The following is a 16,125-nucleotide window of genomic DNA, read 5'->3' as shown; positions in this document are numbered from 1 at the left end:
ATTTACTCGCGGTTTTCGGCTCTATGCCTTTTCGCACTTTGCTTTTACCACGGATTTGGAGAGAGGTCGTGTCCTTAACAAGGTTCAGAACTAGACTATCGAGTCACGCAAGGTAAATCCATTTAAAATGCCTGGTGTGAATGGATTAACTTGATTGTTTGTTTTTAATAAGTAACGTCCCGAGTTACTGTTAATTTCAAAGAGAATTTGCAGGCTGGAACTGTCTTGCTCATCAACCAGAACATTTACTTTTTCCAGCAGTTTAAATAAGGCCCAGGTACCTTGCTCTGCCAGTTCGTAATGATTACCTTCGATGGAGTCCAGTGCAAGTTTTGCATTGGGTTGCGGCCAGGAAAAACGAATTACTGAATCACTGCCTTGATTATCAGTTAATTTGGTGCCGCCAATCTCAAGTTCTAGATTAGCCACTACAGGGTCAAGACTGATTTTTTGCAAACTAAAATCAATTTTGCTTTCTTCACCATGATCAGGGAAGAACATATTGGTAATAATATTCGCTCGGATGAGCGCATCTAATGTTTCTGACGCTATGGGTAGTACCGAATCATTAACTGCTTTAGGTTTCCACTCGGCACTGGAAACGTCCAAGAAGGGTTTCACAAAACTTTCGGTAAATGTGTTCAATGCGCCATGAGTAGAAAAGAAATGATTAAAATCATTTATTGCTATTTCATCTTTTTGTGACGCATCAAAAGGATAGCGTCTGGCAATAGTCATTTGAAATTCTCTATAAACCGTTTGTTGCCACTGTTGATTGATATATTGACGACTGTCTTTTATTAAAATGCCCCAGGTATCACTTGCTAATTGTTTGGTCCAGGTGCTTAGAGGCTCGGGTAATTGCCGCGCTTGGTTGTAAAGCAGGCTTACTGGATCGGAAGCACTATCACTGGCAAAACGTGTTCTTATAATGTTAAACGCTGTTTTGCCGCCATCATTAATCATGGATAAGGTAGAAATAAATCGCTCCAAATCAACGATCTTTAAGCCAAGTTCTTTAGTGCTGGAATGGCTCATTAAGTTCAAATCGGTAAACTGATTGGCAATAGAATGATTAAACGGTGATGAATTATCGGTTAGATCTGCTTTAGTTTCTTGTTGAATTAAGCCAATTATTTTACTCAGTGCATGAGATTGTTCCAAGCTTTTAACGACCTGTCGCCCTGCTTGATAATCTTGGTAATGTAACGGCTGTGACTTACGCATGAATGTTTGCCACCAGGTGACGTAATCAAAACAATAGGCTTGAGTGATCATTTCCTGTAATTGGAACGTATCATTGCGAGCAAGTACCCAATTTTCTTTTTGTAAATTATGGCTAATATCAGGAATTTTTTGCATCACATCATTAAAACCAGAACGGGTAAAGTAAACCGGCAGTTCGCTGGTTGCCAATACAAAACCGTTAATTGCAATTTTTTGTTTTGCAGTAGGGAAAAACTCTTTAGCGATGGAATAATAAAGATAACTGGAGGGCAATGCATTTAAATAATTTCGCGCATCAGTAATTATCTGTTGTTTTACAGTTATATTTTTTGGTGGTTTGCTTAATAGAAGTTTGAGCAGCGCCATTTGCTTTTTGAAAGCACTTTCAGGTTGTTTGTTCCATCGGTTAGCAAACCAATCATGTACTTGCATTGCTGAAAAATGTTCTGGTTGGCTAAGCATCAAGTAAATTTTCAGCGCATTATAGCGAACAATCGGCGTATTTCCTGGATTGTTGATTACCTCTTCTAATTCATGAGTTAAAGAGGGTAAAAATTCACCATGGAGACGATTTTCAGCATTTTGGTGTAAATTTGTTTTTAATTGATGTACTGTGGGTAGTGATAAGGAGTTACTGGGAATATGACTCATTGTTTTTGCGGCATTAGACAAATGGTAAAGAGCCTGCTTTTCTTTATTTTCCTGACTATTGAGTACATCGTATGCCAGTAATTCTTTACTTGCTTCATCCAATAGATGAGCTGTTTTGTAGTGGTTGTAACTTAAGAGGAGTAAACTCAGCCCGGCGATACTTGCAGTCGCTGCAATAATGGGCTTTTGTGAAAATTTTCTCGCTTGGGGTACTTGACTGCAATGCTCTTGAATAGTTTTTAATGCGCCCTCAACAAAATAAGCCCTGAAATTGGTAGCTTGCGGGAATGTATCTTGTACTACCAATGCATATTCATGCTGAATTTTCTTGTTTAGCCGATCAATACTTACACCACCTTGCTCTGCGCTGGTAAAGTAAATGGAGTGTAAATTAAAGAGCTTCGGTGAAATTCCTTGGATGAGTGCTTGGATAGGGGCACGCAAACTGGCAACTTGCAATGGAAACTCCCGAATTAAACTGCGCCTCATTGTGGAACGTGCAGGATGCATTTTATTAATTACTTGTTGACCAATTTGTTCTGTAAGCTGATTGAATTGTAATGAATAAGCCTCTATTTTTTTCTTAAGTTCATTTCGACAGTCAAGCGAAAATCCCAGAGGTTTCGATAAATCAGTTGCGTGATCGGCTTGATAAAATTCGGTAAAACCTGCAAGGGTATCCATTTTAGTAAAGATGAGTGCAAGATTGACCGAGTAATTTAGATTTGCCCCAAACCGCTCCAACAATTGCACATGTGCTTTTTTATGTTCGGCAAATTGTCCCGGATCAGCGATAAGTAGTTCATTAACATCAATGCATAAAACAAGACCAGTAATTTTTAGATGCGAATTGCATCGATTTAATTGCTTTAGCGTGGCTTGTAATAAGGTTTTGCTGTTATTCAGCCAATTCTCACCCAGCTCAATGATGATGCCTTTCTGATTGAAATAAATTTTAGCATGTTGTTCGCTAAAAACAGGTATTTCTTCCATATTACTTTGCTTTAATATGGCCGATTTTCCTTGAGCATTTCTACCGGTAATCACTATAAAAGATAGTGGATTGCTTTGTGGCTTTAATTGTGAAAGTATTTTTTTTATAGCATCACATAGTGCGCGTAACGAATTGTCCATTAGCTATCCAGAAGAGCAAGTTGGGTATGTCCAAATAAAACGGTTTTTGCCTTATTTTCCAATAAATACTGGCTGGTAAAAAAAGCAAGTGCTACCACAGCAACCGCAGAAATTAACGTTATTATGGCCGCTTTATAATTTTTTTTAACTATTTTGGGTAGAGGGTTTTCATTAAATAAGCGGCGTGGTTGATTGAACCGATTTTGTTGAATTATTTGATAAAGATCTTCAATGTAATTATCTAGAGTCTGTCGTCCATCAGCCTTGAGATGGTAATGGCCTTCAAAACCAACAATCAGAAAAAAATAAACCAATTCAATAAGATCAAGGTATTGATTCGGCCGCTCTTTAATGTAGTTAAGAATTTCAAAAAAACGATGTTGTGGTAGCGCTTCATCACTCGTCAGTGGCGTAAACGCTTTAAATTCTGCAGTAATCTGATAGACGCGCATGTAATTTTTACCGATTATTTCGTCTATGGTAGCGGACATTAAATAGTAGGCAATAGCGGCAAAGTCTGCAGGGTATTTGGAGGCATCCATCTTGCTTTGAAAGGCCAGTAATTCATGCTCAATGTTGTCTCTAATGTTTTCAATAGGAGGAAGCGATGGGCTAAGACAAAGTCGTTCCAATAGGGATAGTAAAGGACCTGCTGCTGCAACTAAAGCATTAGTAGAAAAAGGAGCAATAAATAATTTTGAGCGATAGTAACCTTGCGGGACTAGCATGGATCCCGAATGAACAAGCTGACTGCTGACCAGAGAGGCTGGATAATGCGCAACTGTCATGGTCGTGCTCCTAATGGGTCTTGATTCAAGCATGAAATCGTAGTGCAACACTCAAATTAAAAAGAAGATGATACGTTATATAACGCGCATAGTTCAAGTGAGTCAAGCTTTATGATTTTGGATTTTGGTTTCATGCTGTTGGAGTCAGGAGGTCATGGTCTTTGAATGAAGGATTTATATTATTTCTCAAATGGTATGAGGCCACATCATGAATGCAGCCTGAACTTTTGAATACCAAAACGGGTTAACGCTGGCTATTATTAAAGCTTATGTGCTTTACTCTCCTCATTTCCAGCTTCTTCATCATTTTTTAATAATGCTAAATGATTAACAAGATGAGTGAACGCATCTCCTGCTAATTGTCCTGTAAGTATGAAATCGCTAGAAAGAGCACCCTTGCTAAAAATACCACCGATGGCTCCCAAGTTAGTGGCAATTTGAGCATCGTTTAAATATTTTAACGCTTTAATGACATTAGGATTTTGTGAATCCATTAAAAGAAGGTTTAACCCATGAACTAGAGCATCTAAGGCATATGTTCCAACCACTTCATTAAATCGATTATAATTCGCCAAAAGACTATAGGCTGCACCGATAAAAGAGAGCGTATTTACGATTTGTGATGTTCTTCTATGAGTAAGAAAGTTATAGCCACTTGCGAACAAACTGTAGCCTGTATCTAGACTGAATATACTGCTGTAACCCATAATTAATTCCTTGTCTTACAATTTAGTTGGGCTGGGTATTTTATAGTTAATCTGCTTAAAAGAAAATCTTAATTTCTTTGTTTTGTGCAAAATGGTTGTCTGATTGGTTTTTTGGGGAAATAGGGTGCCCTCCTTACTGATCTTATATTGATTATGGCTATTAGGAGATAGTGCACCTTCCATCATTCGGCTTGCTGGAAGGGGTGGATTCATAAACCAATTGCCTTTTTTTAAAATCAGGGACAAAGGATGTCTCTTTAAAGAAAGAATCATCGTTTGATTTTTTTTGTAACGCATAATGATAAATAGGTATTTGCAAGGTTTTCAGCTCAGCTAATAACGTTTTATCTATCGCTTTTGGTACCCATATTTCAGAAATATCCTGGATACCTACACCACCAAAAATTTGAAAGTTAATATTTGCTGCTTGTTTTAAAGACTCCGATGTTGGGCATGTATCAAAAGGATAAAAATAACCTGGACGATGAACGTCTGTCTCACGCCCAATGCCATTAGTTTCAAATGCTAACCAGGTTGACCGTTCTTGAATATCCTGATTCAGCTTTAAAAGGATGCCGCATTCCTTGAATGCCTGGGAGTATTGACTAGATGAAGAAATAAGCAATGGTTTATTGGGTACATGCAGAAGACCGGAAATATGTCTGATCTCTTTGACTGCATTTACTGCGCCAAACTCTTTTTCCAGCGAGACATCAAAAATTATTTTTTCTATATCAGAGGGTTGCGAGTCATCTCTTTGGCCTGAAGTCAGTAGCTTTTTCTTGTTGATGAGATGCTCCACTTCTTTGACAGAGCAAGGTATTAGGAAATCGCATTTTTGAAAAAAAGCGTGAACAACCTTGGGTTCACCACTCTTATTTTCCCTTCTCAATCGCTCGATTAATTCTCTAACCGTTTGCCTGATATCTGGGTGGTTCTGGAAATGTTCGGGATGAATTGTACTGCCAGGTGATAAATCTTTAATCATTATCCCTTTGTTTTTTAATTCATTCATCTCTTTTTGGGCAATCGCAAACGCAGGTTGCAAATCGAACAATGGTTTTTTTAACGGAGAAGGTTCAATGCCGGGAAAAACATCCTCATAGACGCGGCATTCTGACAAAGAATGAGTGGCCACGATAATTTTATTACGCTGAGGATCAAATAATACAAAGTACGCTTCTTTAGAAAAATGACTTGTAGATTCAGTTAAGAGAATATTTTTTTTGGCTTCTTTAGGCAATGTCGCCGTAAATGTATTGAGGTCACAGTGGTGTTTATCAAAATAACGAGAGAAAAAAACTACTTCCATATCGGACTTATCATTAAGCCCGCTCTGTTCATGGAGCAAATCAACATACAGTGGCTTGAGGTAAAACTCACTTCTTGGCAATACATGCATCATCCATACCGTTTGCGTGGTCTTTTCGAGCATAATCACACTATGACAATTGGTAATCTGCTTGGAAATTAATCTTGAGTACTGTTCGGGATCGCCATCGAAGTGAGCCATATCACTTTTCCATGGCATTTCCTCTGATTGCTGTTCTTTCGAATCGGCAGCTTGAAATTCACTGAATCGCTCGAATGAGTGATTCTTTAAAGAATATTTAATACTCTGATCGTTAGATGCTAAAATTGCCCCCTGATCAGCATCCTGGCTTGAATTAACAACAAGCTCCATATTGAGCAGACGCTCTGTTTCCTTAATGGTTTCAGATAACTCACTCATCAAATGTACTGCATAAGTTAGGGATGGAGTCGCTTTCATCATCTCAGCGATATGTTCGGTTTTCTCCTGGCTTAAATCAGCAATTTCTTTGACTTGTATTAAATCGGCAGCAAGTTTTTCAAGCGTATTTAAGGTGTTTAGCCCCAAATTTTTATCTGCAATTGAACTGAGTGCAGCAGTTATTTGGGCTACGTCAAAATATTGAGATAGGTGTGCATCAGACATTTTCACTTGCGTGATTAAAGCATCGAGCCGTGAACGAAGTGCAGTGATTGCGCTATCTAGATCCTTCACCACATATAATCGATAGGAGTGCATTTTAAATAAAGCTTTTTTTGGGACTCGACATAGAAAAAGTATAGCCCAAATCGGGCATTTATTTCGGATCAGTTTATGGTTTAAGGCTCAAAAAAACTGGAGGCGGAGCATCTGGACCATCATAATGGTGAGATTCTACCCTTTATGAACAGTTCACCTGATTGCATGGAGCTTAATTTACTGATCAACCCACTTCATGTTGAATATATTTCCAGGGCGTATTGCGTCATTCCTTAACAATAAGGTACTATTCACGTTTGCCAAATATAGAACTATTTTGGTACTATATTTATAGTATAGATAAAAAAATGATGAAGCCGGAGTTTGTCTCTAATTAAGACTTATTCAGTACTAGATTATTCGAGTTTGAGGTGTTATGCTGCGCATCAGCAAGTTGGCCGATTATGGAACAGTTGTGATGGTTTATCTCGCCAGGCACGCGCAAGAACTATGTAATGCTCGTGACATTGCATTACATACTCATCTGACTGTACCTACGGTAAGTAAAATTTTAAAACGTTTAACCAGTGCAGGTTTGTTAGCTTCAGTACGTGGAGTGACTGGAGGATACCGATTGCGACGGCCTGCAACTGAGATTTCTGTGTCGCAAATAATTTTTGCATTTGAAGAACATCGTGGTTTCACAGAATGCAGTTTGCAACCTAATGATTGTTCGTTACAAGGTGTGTGTACGATTCAGGGTAATTGGCGATTAATTAGCCAAGCAATTGAAACAGCCCTGGATAGTGTGAGTTTGGCTAGTTTGGCGAAACCTACTTTGCAAGCACACGATGTGGAACGAGTTCGACAATTGGCAAGTGGAGTTAATCGTGGCTAAAAGCAGTGAGCAAATTAATTCTCTGCTCGATAGAGAATATCAACATGGGTTTACCACCGACATTGAAGTAGATACTTTTGAGCCTGGATTGGATGAAGGGGTTATTCGTCGTTTATCTGCAATTAAAGGGGAGCCAGAGTTTTTGCTGGAGTGGCGTTTAAAAGCCTACAGGCATTGGTTAACCATGTCGCCTCCGCAATGGTCCAGCGTGCATTATCCTCCGGTGGATTACCAGTCTATTTCTTATTATTCAGCACCGAAAAAGAAAAAAGATGCACCCAAAAGTCTGGATGAGGTGGATCCTGAATTGCTAAGGACCTATGAGAAATTAGGCATTCCTTTAAGAGAACAAGAAATGCTGGCCGGCGTTGCGGTAGATGCAGTGTTTGATAGCGTGTCTGTAGCCACCACCTTTAAAGCCAAACTTGCTGAAAAAGGGGTCATTTTTTGTCCCATTTCTGAAGCAGTACATCTATATCCTGAGTTGCTGATGCAATATTTGGGCTCTGTAGTTCCTTATCGCGATAATTTCTATGCTGCTTTGAATTCGGCTGTTTTTAGTGATGGCTCCTTTGTTTATGTTCCCAAAGGGGTGCGTTGCCCTATAGAATTATCGACTTATTTTCGCATTAATGCAGCGTCTACAGGACAATTTGAGCGTACCCTAATCATTGCCGATGCAGACAGTTACGTTTCTTATCTTGAAGGCTGTACTGCGCCGATGCGCGATGAAAATCAATTGCATGCGGCGGTGGTTGAATTGGTTGCGCTGGATGGTGCGCAAATTAAATATTCCACAGTACAAAATTGGTATCCTGGTGATAAGGAAGGAAAAGGCGGTATTTATAATTTTGTGACCAAGCGTGGAGCCTGTCGCGGTAAACGCTCTAAAATTTCGTGGACACAAATAGAAACCGGTTCAGCAATTACCTGGAAATATCCCAGTGTGATTTTACAAGGTGATGATTCTGTCGGTGAATTTTATTCGGTTGCTTTAACCAATAACTATCAACAAGCCGATACCGGCACTAAAATGATTCATATTGGTAAAAACACGCGTTCAACCATTATTTCCAAAGGAATCAGTGCCGGACACGCACATAATGCTTATCGTGGTCTGGTTCGTATTGCACCCACAGCGACCAATGCGCGCAATTATACTCAATGTGACTCCATGCTTATGGGTTCTGAATGTTCGGCACATACTTTTCCTTATATAGAGGTCAAGAACCCTACGGCACAAGTAGAGCATGAGGCAACGACTTCGAAGATCAGTGAAGAACAATTATTTTACTGTCAACAACGTGGAATCGACACCGAAGATGCTGTTTCAATGATTGTCAATGGTTTTTGTAAGCAGGTATTGAAAGAATTACCTATGGAATTTGCGGTGGAAGCAACCAAATTGCTAGGTCTGAGTTTAGAAGGGGCAGTAGGTTAATATGTTAGAAATTAAAGACTTAAGTGTTGAAATAAATGATCAAGCTATTTTAAAAGGCATTAATCTCCAGGTAAACGCTGGTGAAGTTCATGCTATTATGGGGCCTAATGGTTCAGGAAAAAGTACTCTGTCTAAGGTATTGGCTGGTCATCCTTCGTATCATATGACTGGTGGAGAAATAAGCTATCTAGGCCAGGATTTAGCTCCTTTATCTCCCGAGGAAAGAGCGCGTGCCGGTATCTTTCTATCTTTTCAGTACCCTGTAGAAATACCTGGGGTAACCAACGTCAATTTTCTCAAGGCTTCTGTTAATGCCGTACGTAAAGGCCAGGGAAAAAACACATTAGATGCAATTGAGTTTCTGACCTTCATCCGAGAGAAATGTCAGTTATTGGAAATGGATGAAAGTTTTTTATACCGCAGCATTAATGAAGGGTTTTCTGGTGGTGAAAAAAAGCGCAATGAAATTTTACAGATGGCTGCCTTAGAACCCAAGCTTGCTATTTTGGATGAGACCGATTCAGGGTTGGATATCGATGCATTGCGGATTATTTCCCATGGTGTTAACGCTATGCGCTCACCAGAGCGCTCTATTATTTTAGTAACCCATTATCAGCGGTTGCTGGATTATATTCAGCCAGATTTTATTCATGTGCTGGTCAATGGTCGTATTATTATGTCCGGTGATAAAACATTAGCACTTGAATTAGAGAAAAAAGGCTACAGTTGGCTTGAGGAAACGGTGTAGTGATGAGCGAGATCTTGGATTTTTACCAACAACGGGCAAAAGCCAGTTTTTCTACTTTGCCTTGGCTTGCCCAATTGCAAACTAAAGCATTAAATGATTTGCATCAGCAGGGCTTTCCAACGCGCCATGATGAAAATTGGAAATATACTTCTGTTGATGCCTTGTTAAATCAACCCTTTATGCGTTCTGATGCTGCTGAGCCTTCTAAAGATTCAGGGAATGCCGCTTACGATGAAGCAATGTCTTCTGATTTACCAATAAAGCAGAATTTATTGATCCTTAATGGACTTATTTCTGGTGAACAGCAACTTATGCAAGCGTTACCGAAAGGAGTATTGGTACTTCCTTTAAGCGTAGCGTTAACCCAGCATCCGGAGCTGTTGAAGCCTTATTTGGGGACGATTTTAAAACAAGAGCATGGTTTTCATTTTTTAAATACCGCCATGATTCATTGTGGGGTGATGATCTACATTCCCGCAGGAGTGGTTATTGAAGAGCCGATTGCTTTAACGCATAGACAAAATCGTAGGGATCAAGCGGTACATCTGCGACATTTGATTATTGCTGAGGCAAACAGCCAGGCGACGATTATTGAAGATTATCAAGGTTTGGCAGATTGTAGCTATTTGACCAATAAGGTCACTGAGGTTGTCGTAGGTTCTGGTGCAAAACTAACCCATTGCACCATTCAAAGAGAGAGTAAATCTGCTTTTCACGTGGGTCATTTATCCGTCAAACAATTAGCAGGCAGTGAGTTTGCGAATCATTCTCTAAGCCTCGGCGGCCAATGGGTACGGTCCGACATTAGTTTGTATTTGCAAGAAGAAAAAGCGCATTCCTTAATGAACGGAATATATGCTCCTGCAGAAGGGCAACATGTGGACCATCATACAACAGTGCAGCATTTGGTGCCTAATTGCAGTAGTGAACAGGATTATAAAGGGATTCTCATGGGCCGTTCGCGTGCGGTATTTAATGGTAAAGTAATTGTTGCGCACGAAGCACAGCATACGGATGCCAAACAGCAAAATAAAAATCTTTTACTTTCAGCCAATGCAGAAGTGGATACTAAACCGCAATTAGAAATTTTTGCTGATGATGTATTGTGTTCTCATGGTGCAACGGTTGGACAATTGGATGAGGAAGCATTATTTTATTTGGCAACCCGCGGAATTGATCGACTTGAAGCATCACACTATTTAATCCATGCGTTTGCCAGTGATAATCTGCGGCTTATTCCCCATCGTCAATTGGCGGACTACATGGGGCATTTATTAACACAACAGTTGGGGTAAGCTCAATGGACGCTTTGGATATTCATGCAATTCGTAACGATTTCCCTGTACTCAAGCAAAAAATAAATGATTTTGATTTAGTTTATTTTGATAATGCGGCAACGACTCAAAAGCCTAAGGCAGTGATTGAGGCTATTTCTCGTTATTATGAGCAGGATAATTCGAATATCCACCGCGGTGTTCATACCTTGAGTGTCAGAGCTACAGAGCATTATGAGGCTGCTCGTTCCAAAGTAAAGCGCTTTATCAATGCCAACTCCCCGAATGAGTGTATCTTTGTTCGCGGCACAACGGAAGCGATTAACTTGGTTGCTCAAAGTTTGGTTGCACCGCGCATTTTACCGGATGAAGAAATTTTAATTACCCATATGGAACATCATTCCAATATTGTTCCTTGGCAGATGGTGTGCAAAAAAACAGGGGCAAAACTGCAAGTTGCGCCTATGACCCTGGATGGTGAAATTTTATTAGAAGAATTTGCCAAAAAATTAAATAAAAATACTAAGTTTGTTGCGATTACCCATGCTTCTAATGCCTTGGGTACTGTCAATCCGGTAAAAGAAATGATTAAGATGGCCCATGAGTATGGTGCTGAAGTATTACTAGATGGCGCGCAAGCTATTCCTCATTTGCCTGTAGATGTGCAGGATTTGGGATGTGATTTTTATGCATTCTCAGGGCATAAATTATATGGTCCTACCGGTATTGGTGTTTTATGGGGTAAAGAAGAGCTTTTGAATGCCATGTCTCCTTATCAGGGAGGCGGTGAGATGATTAATTACGTGACCTTTGATGCAACAGAATATGCGCCTATTCCGCATAAATTTGAAGCAGGCACGCCGAATATTGCCGGTGTCATTGGGTTAGGCGCCGCTATCGATTATTTAGAATCTTTGGATATGGAAGCGATTATCGCTTATGAGACACAGTTACTGGACTATGCAACTGCTGGGGTTCAGTCTGTCGGCGGATTTAATATAATCGGAACTGCTCAGCAAAAAGTACCGGTTGTTTCTTTTGTGCATGGAACAATCCATGCTCATGATGTGGGCACTATTTTAGATAGCGAAGGAATTGCAGTACGGAGCGGTCATCATTGTGCTATGCCATTGATGGATTTTTACAATGTCGCTGCTACGTCACGAATTTCCTTGTCCTTTTATAACACTAGAGAGGAAATTGATCGATGCATCAAAGTATTGCATCGAGTTAAAGAGGTATTTGCATGAGTGCTGAACTGCGTGAGCTTTATCAGGAAATCATTATCGATCACAATCGCAATCCACGTCATCATTATGAAATGAAAGATGCGACGGTGCAGGCGAATGGTTTTAATCCTTTATGCGGTGATAAATTAACGGTTTATGCCAAAATCGAAGAAGATTTGATCACTGAGTTAAGTTTCTTAGGATGTGGTTGCGCCATATCCCAGGCCTCAGCTTCCTTGATGACCGATTCTTTAAAAGGGAAAAGCATAGAAGAGGCGCATGAACTGTTTCATCGTTTTCATCATATGCTGACACAAAATGAAGAGGGGCAGTTAGTGCATATGGACAAGTTAATGGTTCTTGCTGGAGTGAAGGCTTATCCAGCCCGGGTAAAATGCGCGACTTTGGCATGGCATACATTAGAAGCGGCATTGAATAAAGACAGCAATGTTGTGAAAACGGAATAGGGTTGGTTTCTATCACATCTTCCCTCGCGGCGCTCGAGGTGATGTGGGAACTAGTAAAATAGAAACTGGCCTTGGGTTATCCAAAATATAAGCAGGTACTTTATGTTTGGTTTTAAGAAAAAACAAGATTCAGAATTGCTGAAAGAGGCCATTACTAATGCGCTTAGGGAAATTTATGACCCTGAAATTCCTGTTAACATTTATGATTTGGGTTTAATTTATGATGTATCCATTGATGATGAAGCCCATGTTACCATTCAAATGACTTTAACCACTCCTGGTTGTCCTGTTGCTCAAACTTTTCCGGGAACGGTAGAACAAGCAGTCAATAAAGTTGAAGGGGTTCGTGATTGTACTGTGGAGTTAGTTTGGGAGCCGCCTTGGACTCAGGAGAGAATGACTGAAGCAGCACGTCTTGAATTGGGAATTTTTTATTAAATGTGGCAACCTTCAGCATCTATTGAGTATTTGCGCCAACGGGCAGAACTATTAACAAAAATCAGGCATTTCTTTACTGAACGGGGTTATTGGGAAGTTGAGACGCCAATCATGGCCCGTTATGGCACAACGGATGTCTATCTCAGTAATATCAAAGCAACGTTTCGTGGTGAAGCCTATTGCCTACAAACTTCCCCTGAATATCATATGAAACGTTTGCTTGCGGCAGGAAGTGGTTCTATTTTTCAAATAGCGCGGGTATTTCGCGACGATGAATTAGGGCGCTGGCATAATCCAGAGTTTACTTTGTTAGAATGGTACCAACTGGGTATAGATCATCATGCATTGATGGATGAAATGGATCTGTTTCTGCAAATGGTCATGCATTCTAAATCCATGATCAAAAAAACCTATCGACATGCTTTTCTTGACGCGTGCAATGTGGATCCATTCACTGCAACAATCCCTCAACTTCGTCAAACATTGGCGCGCTTTGATTTGGACAATGTATTACTTCCTCAGGAAGAAGATAAAGATCAATATCTATTCTTACTGATGAGTCATGTTGTAGAACCTTTTTTAGCAAAAGAAAATGCGCCAGTTGCTGTGTATAATTTTCCAGCATCACAAGCTGCTTTAGCACAAATTAATGATGGAGTCGCAGAGCGTTTTGAGGTCTATTACCAAGGAGTGGAATTAGCGAATGGCTTTCATGAGTTGACTGATGCCGATGCTCAAGCAAAACGCTTTGTTGAAGACCAAAAGCTAAGAAGTGAAAAAGGTCTTCCCTCCGTAGCTGCCGATCACTATCTTTTGCAGGCTTTAAAACATGGATTGCCTCCTTGCAGCGGCGTGGCTTTAGGTATTGACCGGTTAGTCGCTTTGGCCCTCAAACAACCAGAGATTGCTAAAATTATTTCTTTTGATTTCACTAGAGCCTAGTTTTGGTCTTCTCCTCTAAGTTTTTCCTCCTCATCGATAAAAGATCTTAATGTTCCAAAATCAATAAACAGTACTGCTCAGCCTATATAACCCAATAAATGGTCTAACATTAACCATATAGCGTTGTTTTTGGTAGTAGATCATGATACGAACCGAGGATGTTTTTAAATCTGATTTTAAAGGCCCTATCGTTTTGCATATGATTGATGAGAAGGGCTACGGTGATGTTTCCCTGGCAATGAAAATTGCTAAATTTCTCATGAATAAGTATCCAGATGCCCCTATTTACGTTGTAGGTAAAATGGATTCCTTTGTAAAGGTTAACGACATTGAGCCAAAACTTCTTGAGCGATATCATCAAATTCACATGGTGGACTCTTCTAATCTACATGAAGTAGAAAAAGTATGTGATAGCGCAAAACTTGCAGTAGAAACCGCAATTTATGATAACTCCTTGGAACACTATTACCACAATAACAAGTGCCTCAAAATGTTTATTGGTGAGTACGGCCTTTATGATCAGACACAATATAAACCACCAATAATTTGTTTGAGTGGGAATGTCGGTGTAGGTGATGGTTATCCTGGAATTTTAATTGAATCCGATTTAAAAAAATTTTCGCGTCTGGATCCTGCCAAGAAATTTGAGGCCCGAAGTAAAATTCTTAGCACACTCGATCCGCTTTTAAAAAAACAAGTATTAGGGACCTCATCTGAAGACCCATCCTTTCTCAAGAAAAATGGTTTTGCCTTTTCTTACTACAATTTTCCTAAGTCTTATAAAAGAGCCGCAACTGTATTTGCTGCGAGCAATGAAGAAGGGAAGCATGCCAATTATTTTATGAGTGCCAGGAGCGACACTGGGAAAGATCAGATGGTATTCTCCATGCTTGAAGAGCCAGACTTTCAAGATAAGTTAAAAAAATTGGGGTATGGGAAGCTTGTTTTCTTCACCGGGGACTCAGAAAAGCCCCATAAAGAGATTATTTTAGATGATAAAAATCCTAATGGTAGGGAGTTTCGAGTATTCCAAAGAGATCGATTTACTCATGATGCAACCCTTGATTTGATGCGCCTCTCTGATGTATGTGGTGTTGCTGGCGATCAATCCCTAACCGAAGCCCATTCGCTTGGTGCTGTCCCTATTCCTGAGGAATGGTATTGTCAGCTTTCAATAATAGGCCAAATCGCAACAACTTATTATAACAATAATGCCATGGGAGCTGTTTTTAATAGAACGTGGGGACATAAGACAACTATCGATCAATGGGTTTCTGCTGGGAAACAATTACAAACACGCCGCTCAGAAGTGGAAAGGGTACTTACCAAATTTCAAGAAGAGGCGAATCTTTATAATGCACTTGATCATAGGCTCAATTTAGAATTGGATCGTCCTCAACAAGAAAGGCTCCAACAATACAATCAGCAGTTTATTAACGCACTCACAGAGCATCAAAAAGCATTAAAAAAAGATAAAGCCGAAGCATTCTATATCGCTACTGAAATCGCACGTTATTATGCTAAGTGGCAACCAAGTGAACCGCTGACGATGGCTAAGATAGTCGAGACGATGCGTGCTTATGAAGGTAAAAGACTGGCCCATATTGACAGCATTCATAACGTTTTAATTCCAAAGAACTATCATGATTTAGTCAGTAGCGAACGCAGCGGCAGTTTTATAAAAAGAAATATTACTCATAAGCCTTCTCATAATGAACAATTATTTAAACACCTTCAATCCATACATCAACAGCATTTTTTTTCAGACGTAGGTCATGCGCAAGCAAAAAATAGCATGCTTAAAGAGAGATTATCTGACATATGTCATCCCATTACAGATGAGGAGCTTGAACGGGCATTAAACTATTTAGCCAGATTGCCGATACTGGAACTCGGGCAGCAAGTAGGGTTTGCTGCGCAAAATAAAGATAAGACACTGAGCGAAGCGTATCATCTTATTGAAAAAATAATACCGTGTGAGCAAGAAAAGCCAATAGGCGAAAATAAGAAGTTTGCTATTTTCTTTCAGACGAATTATGAGACGGATGAAGTCTATAAAGTAACGCTTTCAAAAGAGCAAATTCAAGGGTTTGCTGAGAAACAAAAAGAGTTGGATGCTAGTGAGACGTTCAACTGCTAAAAGTAAAAGTAGAACCCAAGCATGAATAGGAACGAATTGTTTCTAAAGAAA

At 39.8% G+C, this 16,125-nt stretch carries 13 protein-coding genes; 9 read left to right on the top strand and 4 right to left on the bottom strand.

The annotated features are described in order from the left end of the window. Window positions 1–90: 90 nt before the first annotated feature. From icmF to OQJ13_RS06555, 4 genes are all read right to left on the bottom strand, one after another. A complete protein-coding gene (gene icmF, locus OQJ13_RS06570; protein WP_265710048.1) occupies window positions 91–3,012 on the bottom strand; it encodes a type IVB secretion system protein IcmF in 2,922 nt (973 codons plus the stop codon). Beyond that, the gene (gene icmH / locus OQJ13_RS06565) at window positions 3,012–3,800 is read right to left on the bottom strand and encodes a type IVB secretion system protein IcmH/DotU (protein WP_265710047.1); all 789 of its coding nucleotides are present in this window, start codon (window positions 3,798–3,800) and stop codon (window positions 3,012–3,014) included. The genes icmF and icmH overlap by 1 nt, the downstream gene beginning before the upstream one ends. A gap of 260 nt (window positions 3,801–4,060) precedes the next feature. Continuing rightward, window positions 4,061–4,507, bottom strand: coding sequence for a hypothetical protein (locus OQJ13_RS06560; protein ID WP_265710046.1), 447 nt, complete (start codon window positions 4,505–4,507; stop codon window positions 4,061–4,063). A gap of 160 nt (window positions 4,508–4,667) precedes the next feature. Next, window positions 4,668–6,557, bottom strand: a complete 1,890-nt coding sequence (locus OQJ13_RS06555; protein WP_265710043.1) for a hypothetical protein — start codon at window positions 6,555–6,557, stop codon at window positions 4,668–4,670. A 376-nt stretch (window positions 6,558–6,933) separates the two neighbouring features. Between OQJ13_RS06555 and OQJ13_RS06550 the strand changes: the two genes are divergently transcribed. The 9 genes from OQJ13_RS06550 to OQJ13_RS06510 all read left to right on the top strand — a co-directional run bounded on the left by OQJ13_RS06550 (window position 6,934) and on the right by OQJ13_RS06510 (window position 16,074). Then, window positions 6,934–7,395, top strand: a complete 462-nt coding sequence (locus OQJ13_RS06550) for an SUF system Fe-S cluster assembly regulator (protein ID WP_058467017.1) — start codon at window positions 6,934–6,936, stop codon at window positions 7,393–7,395. After that, a complete protein-coding gene (gene sufB, locus OQJ13_RS06545; protein ID WP_265710041.1) occupies window positions 7,388–8,836 on the top strand; it encodes a Fe-S cluster assembly protein SufB in 1,449 nt (482 codons plus the stop codon). Before OQJ13_RS06550 ends, sufB begins: the two co-directional genes overlap by 8 nt. Window position 8,837: 1 nt before the next feature. Continuing rightward, window positions 8,838–9,584: a Fe-S cluster assembly ATPase SufC gene (gene sufC / locus OQJ13_RS06540; RefSeq protein ID WP_265710039.1), complete on the top strand. Its 747-nt coding sequence runs from the start codon at window positions 8,838–8,840 to the stop codon at window positions 9,582–9,584. A 2-nt stretch (window positions 9,585–9,586) separates the two neighbouring features. After that, window positions 9,587–10,879 (top strand): Fe-S cluster assembly protein SufD, encoded by a 1,293-nt coding sequence (gene sufD / locus OQJ13_RS06535; protein ID WP_265710037.1) that lies wholly within the window; start codon window positions 9,587–9,589, stop codon window positions 10,877–10,879. 5 nt (window positions 10,880–10,884) lie between these two features. Then, window positions 10,885–12,108, top strand: a complete 1,224-nt coding sequence (locus OQJ13_RS06530) for a cysteine desulfurase (protein WP_322783739.1) — start codon at window positions 10,885–10,887, stop codon at window positions 12,106–12,108. Next, on the top strand, window positions 12,105–12,554 hold the full coding sequence (gene sufU / locus OQJ13_RS06525) for a Fe-S cluster assembly sulfur transfer protein SufU (protein WP_265710036.1): 450 nt from the start codon (window positions 12,105–12,107) through the stop codon (window positions 12,552–12,554). Before OQJ13_RS06530 ends, sufU begins: the two co-directional genes overlap by 4 nt. A 102-nt stretch (window positions 12,555–12,656) precedes the next feature. Beyond that, window positions 12,657–12,992: an SUF system Fe-S cluster assembly protein gene (locus tag OQJ13_RS06520; RefSeq protein ID WP_265710034.1), complete on the top strand. Its 336-nt coding sequence runs from the start codon at window positions 12,657–12,659 to the stop codon at window positions 12,990–12,992. After that, entirely contained in the window at window positions 12,993–13,934 is a 942-nt protein-coding gene (gene epmA, locus OQJ13_RS06515; RefSeq protein WP_265710032.1) for an elongation factor P--(R)-beta-lysine ligase, read from the top strand. It abuts the gene before it with no gap. Between the two features lie 142 nt (window positions 13,935–14,076). Further along, a complete protein-coding gene (locus OQJ13_RS06510; RefSeq protein ID WP_265710031.1) occupies window positions 14,077–16,074 on the top strand; it encodes a hypothetical protein in 1,998 nt (665 codons plus the stop codon). The last annotated feature ends 51 nt before the right edge of the window (window positions 16,075–16,125 follow it).

This window comes from Legionella sp. PATHC035 (genome assembly GCF_026191115.1).
GTDB lineage: Bacteria > Pseudomonadota > Gammaproteobacteria > Legionellales > Legionellaceae > Legionella.
The sequence above is the reverse complement of the archived record's forward strand: the minus strand, read 5'-3'. Positions and strand labels throughout refer to the sequence as shown.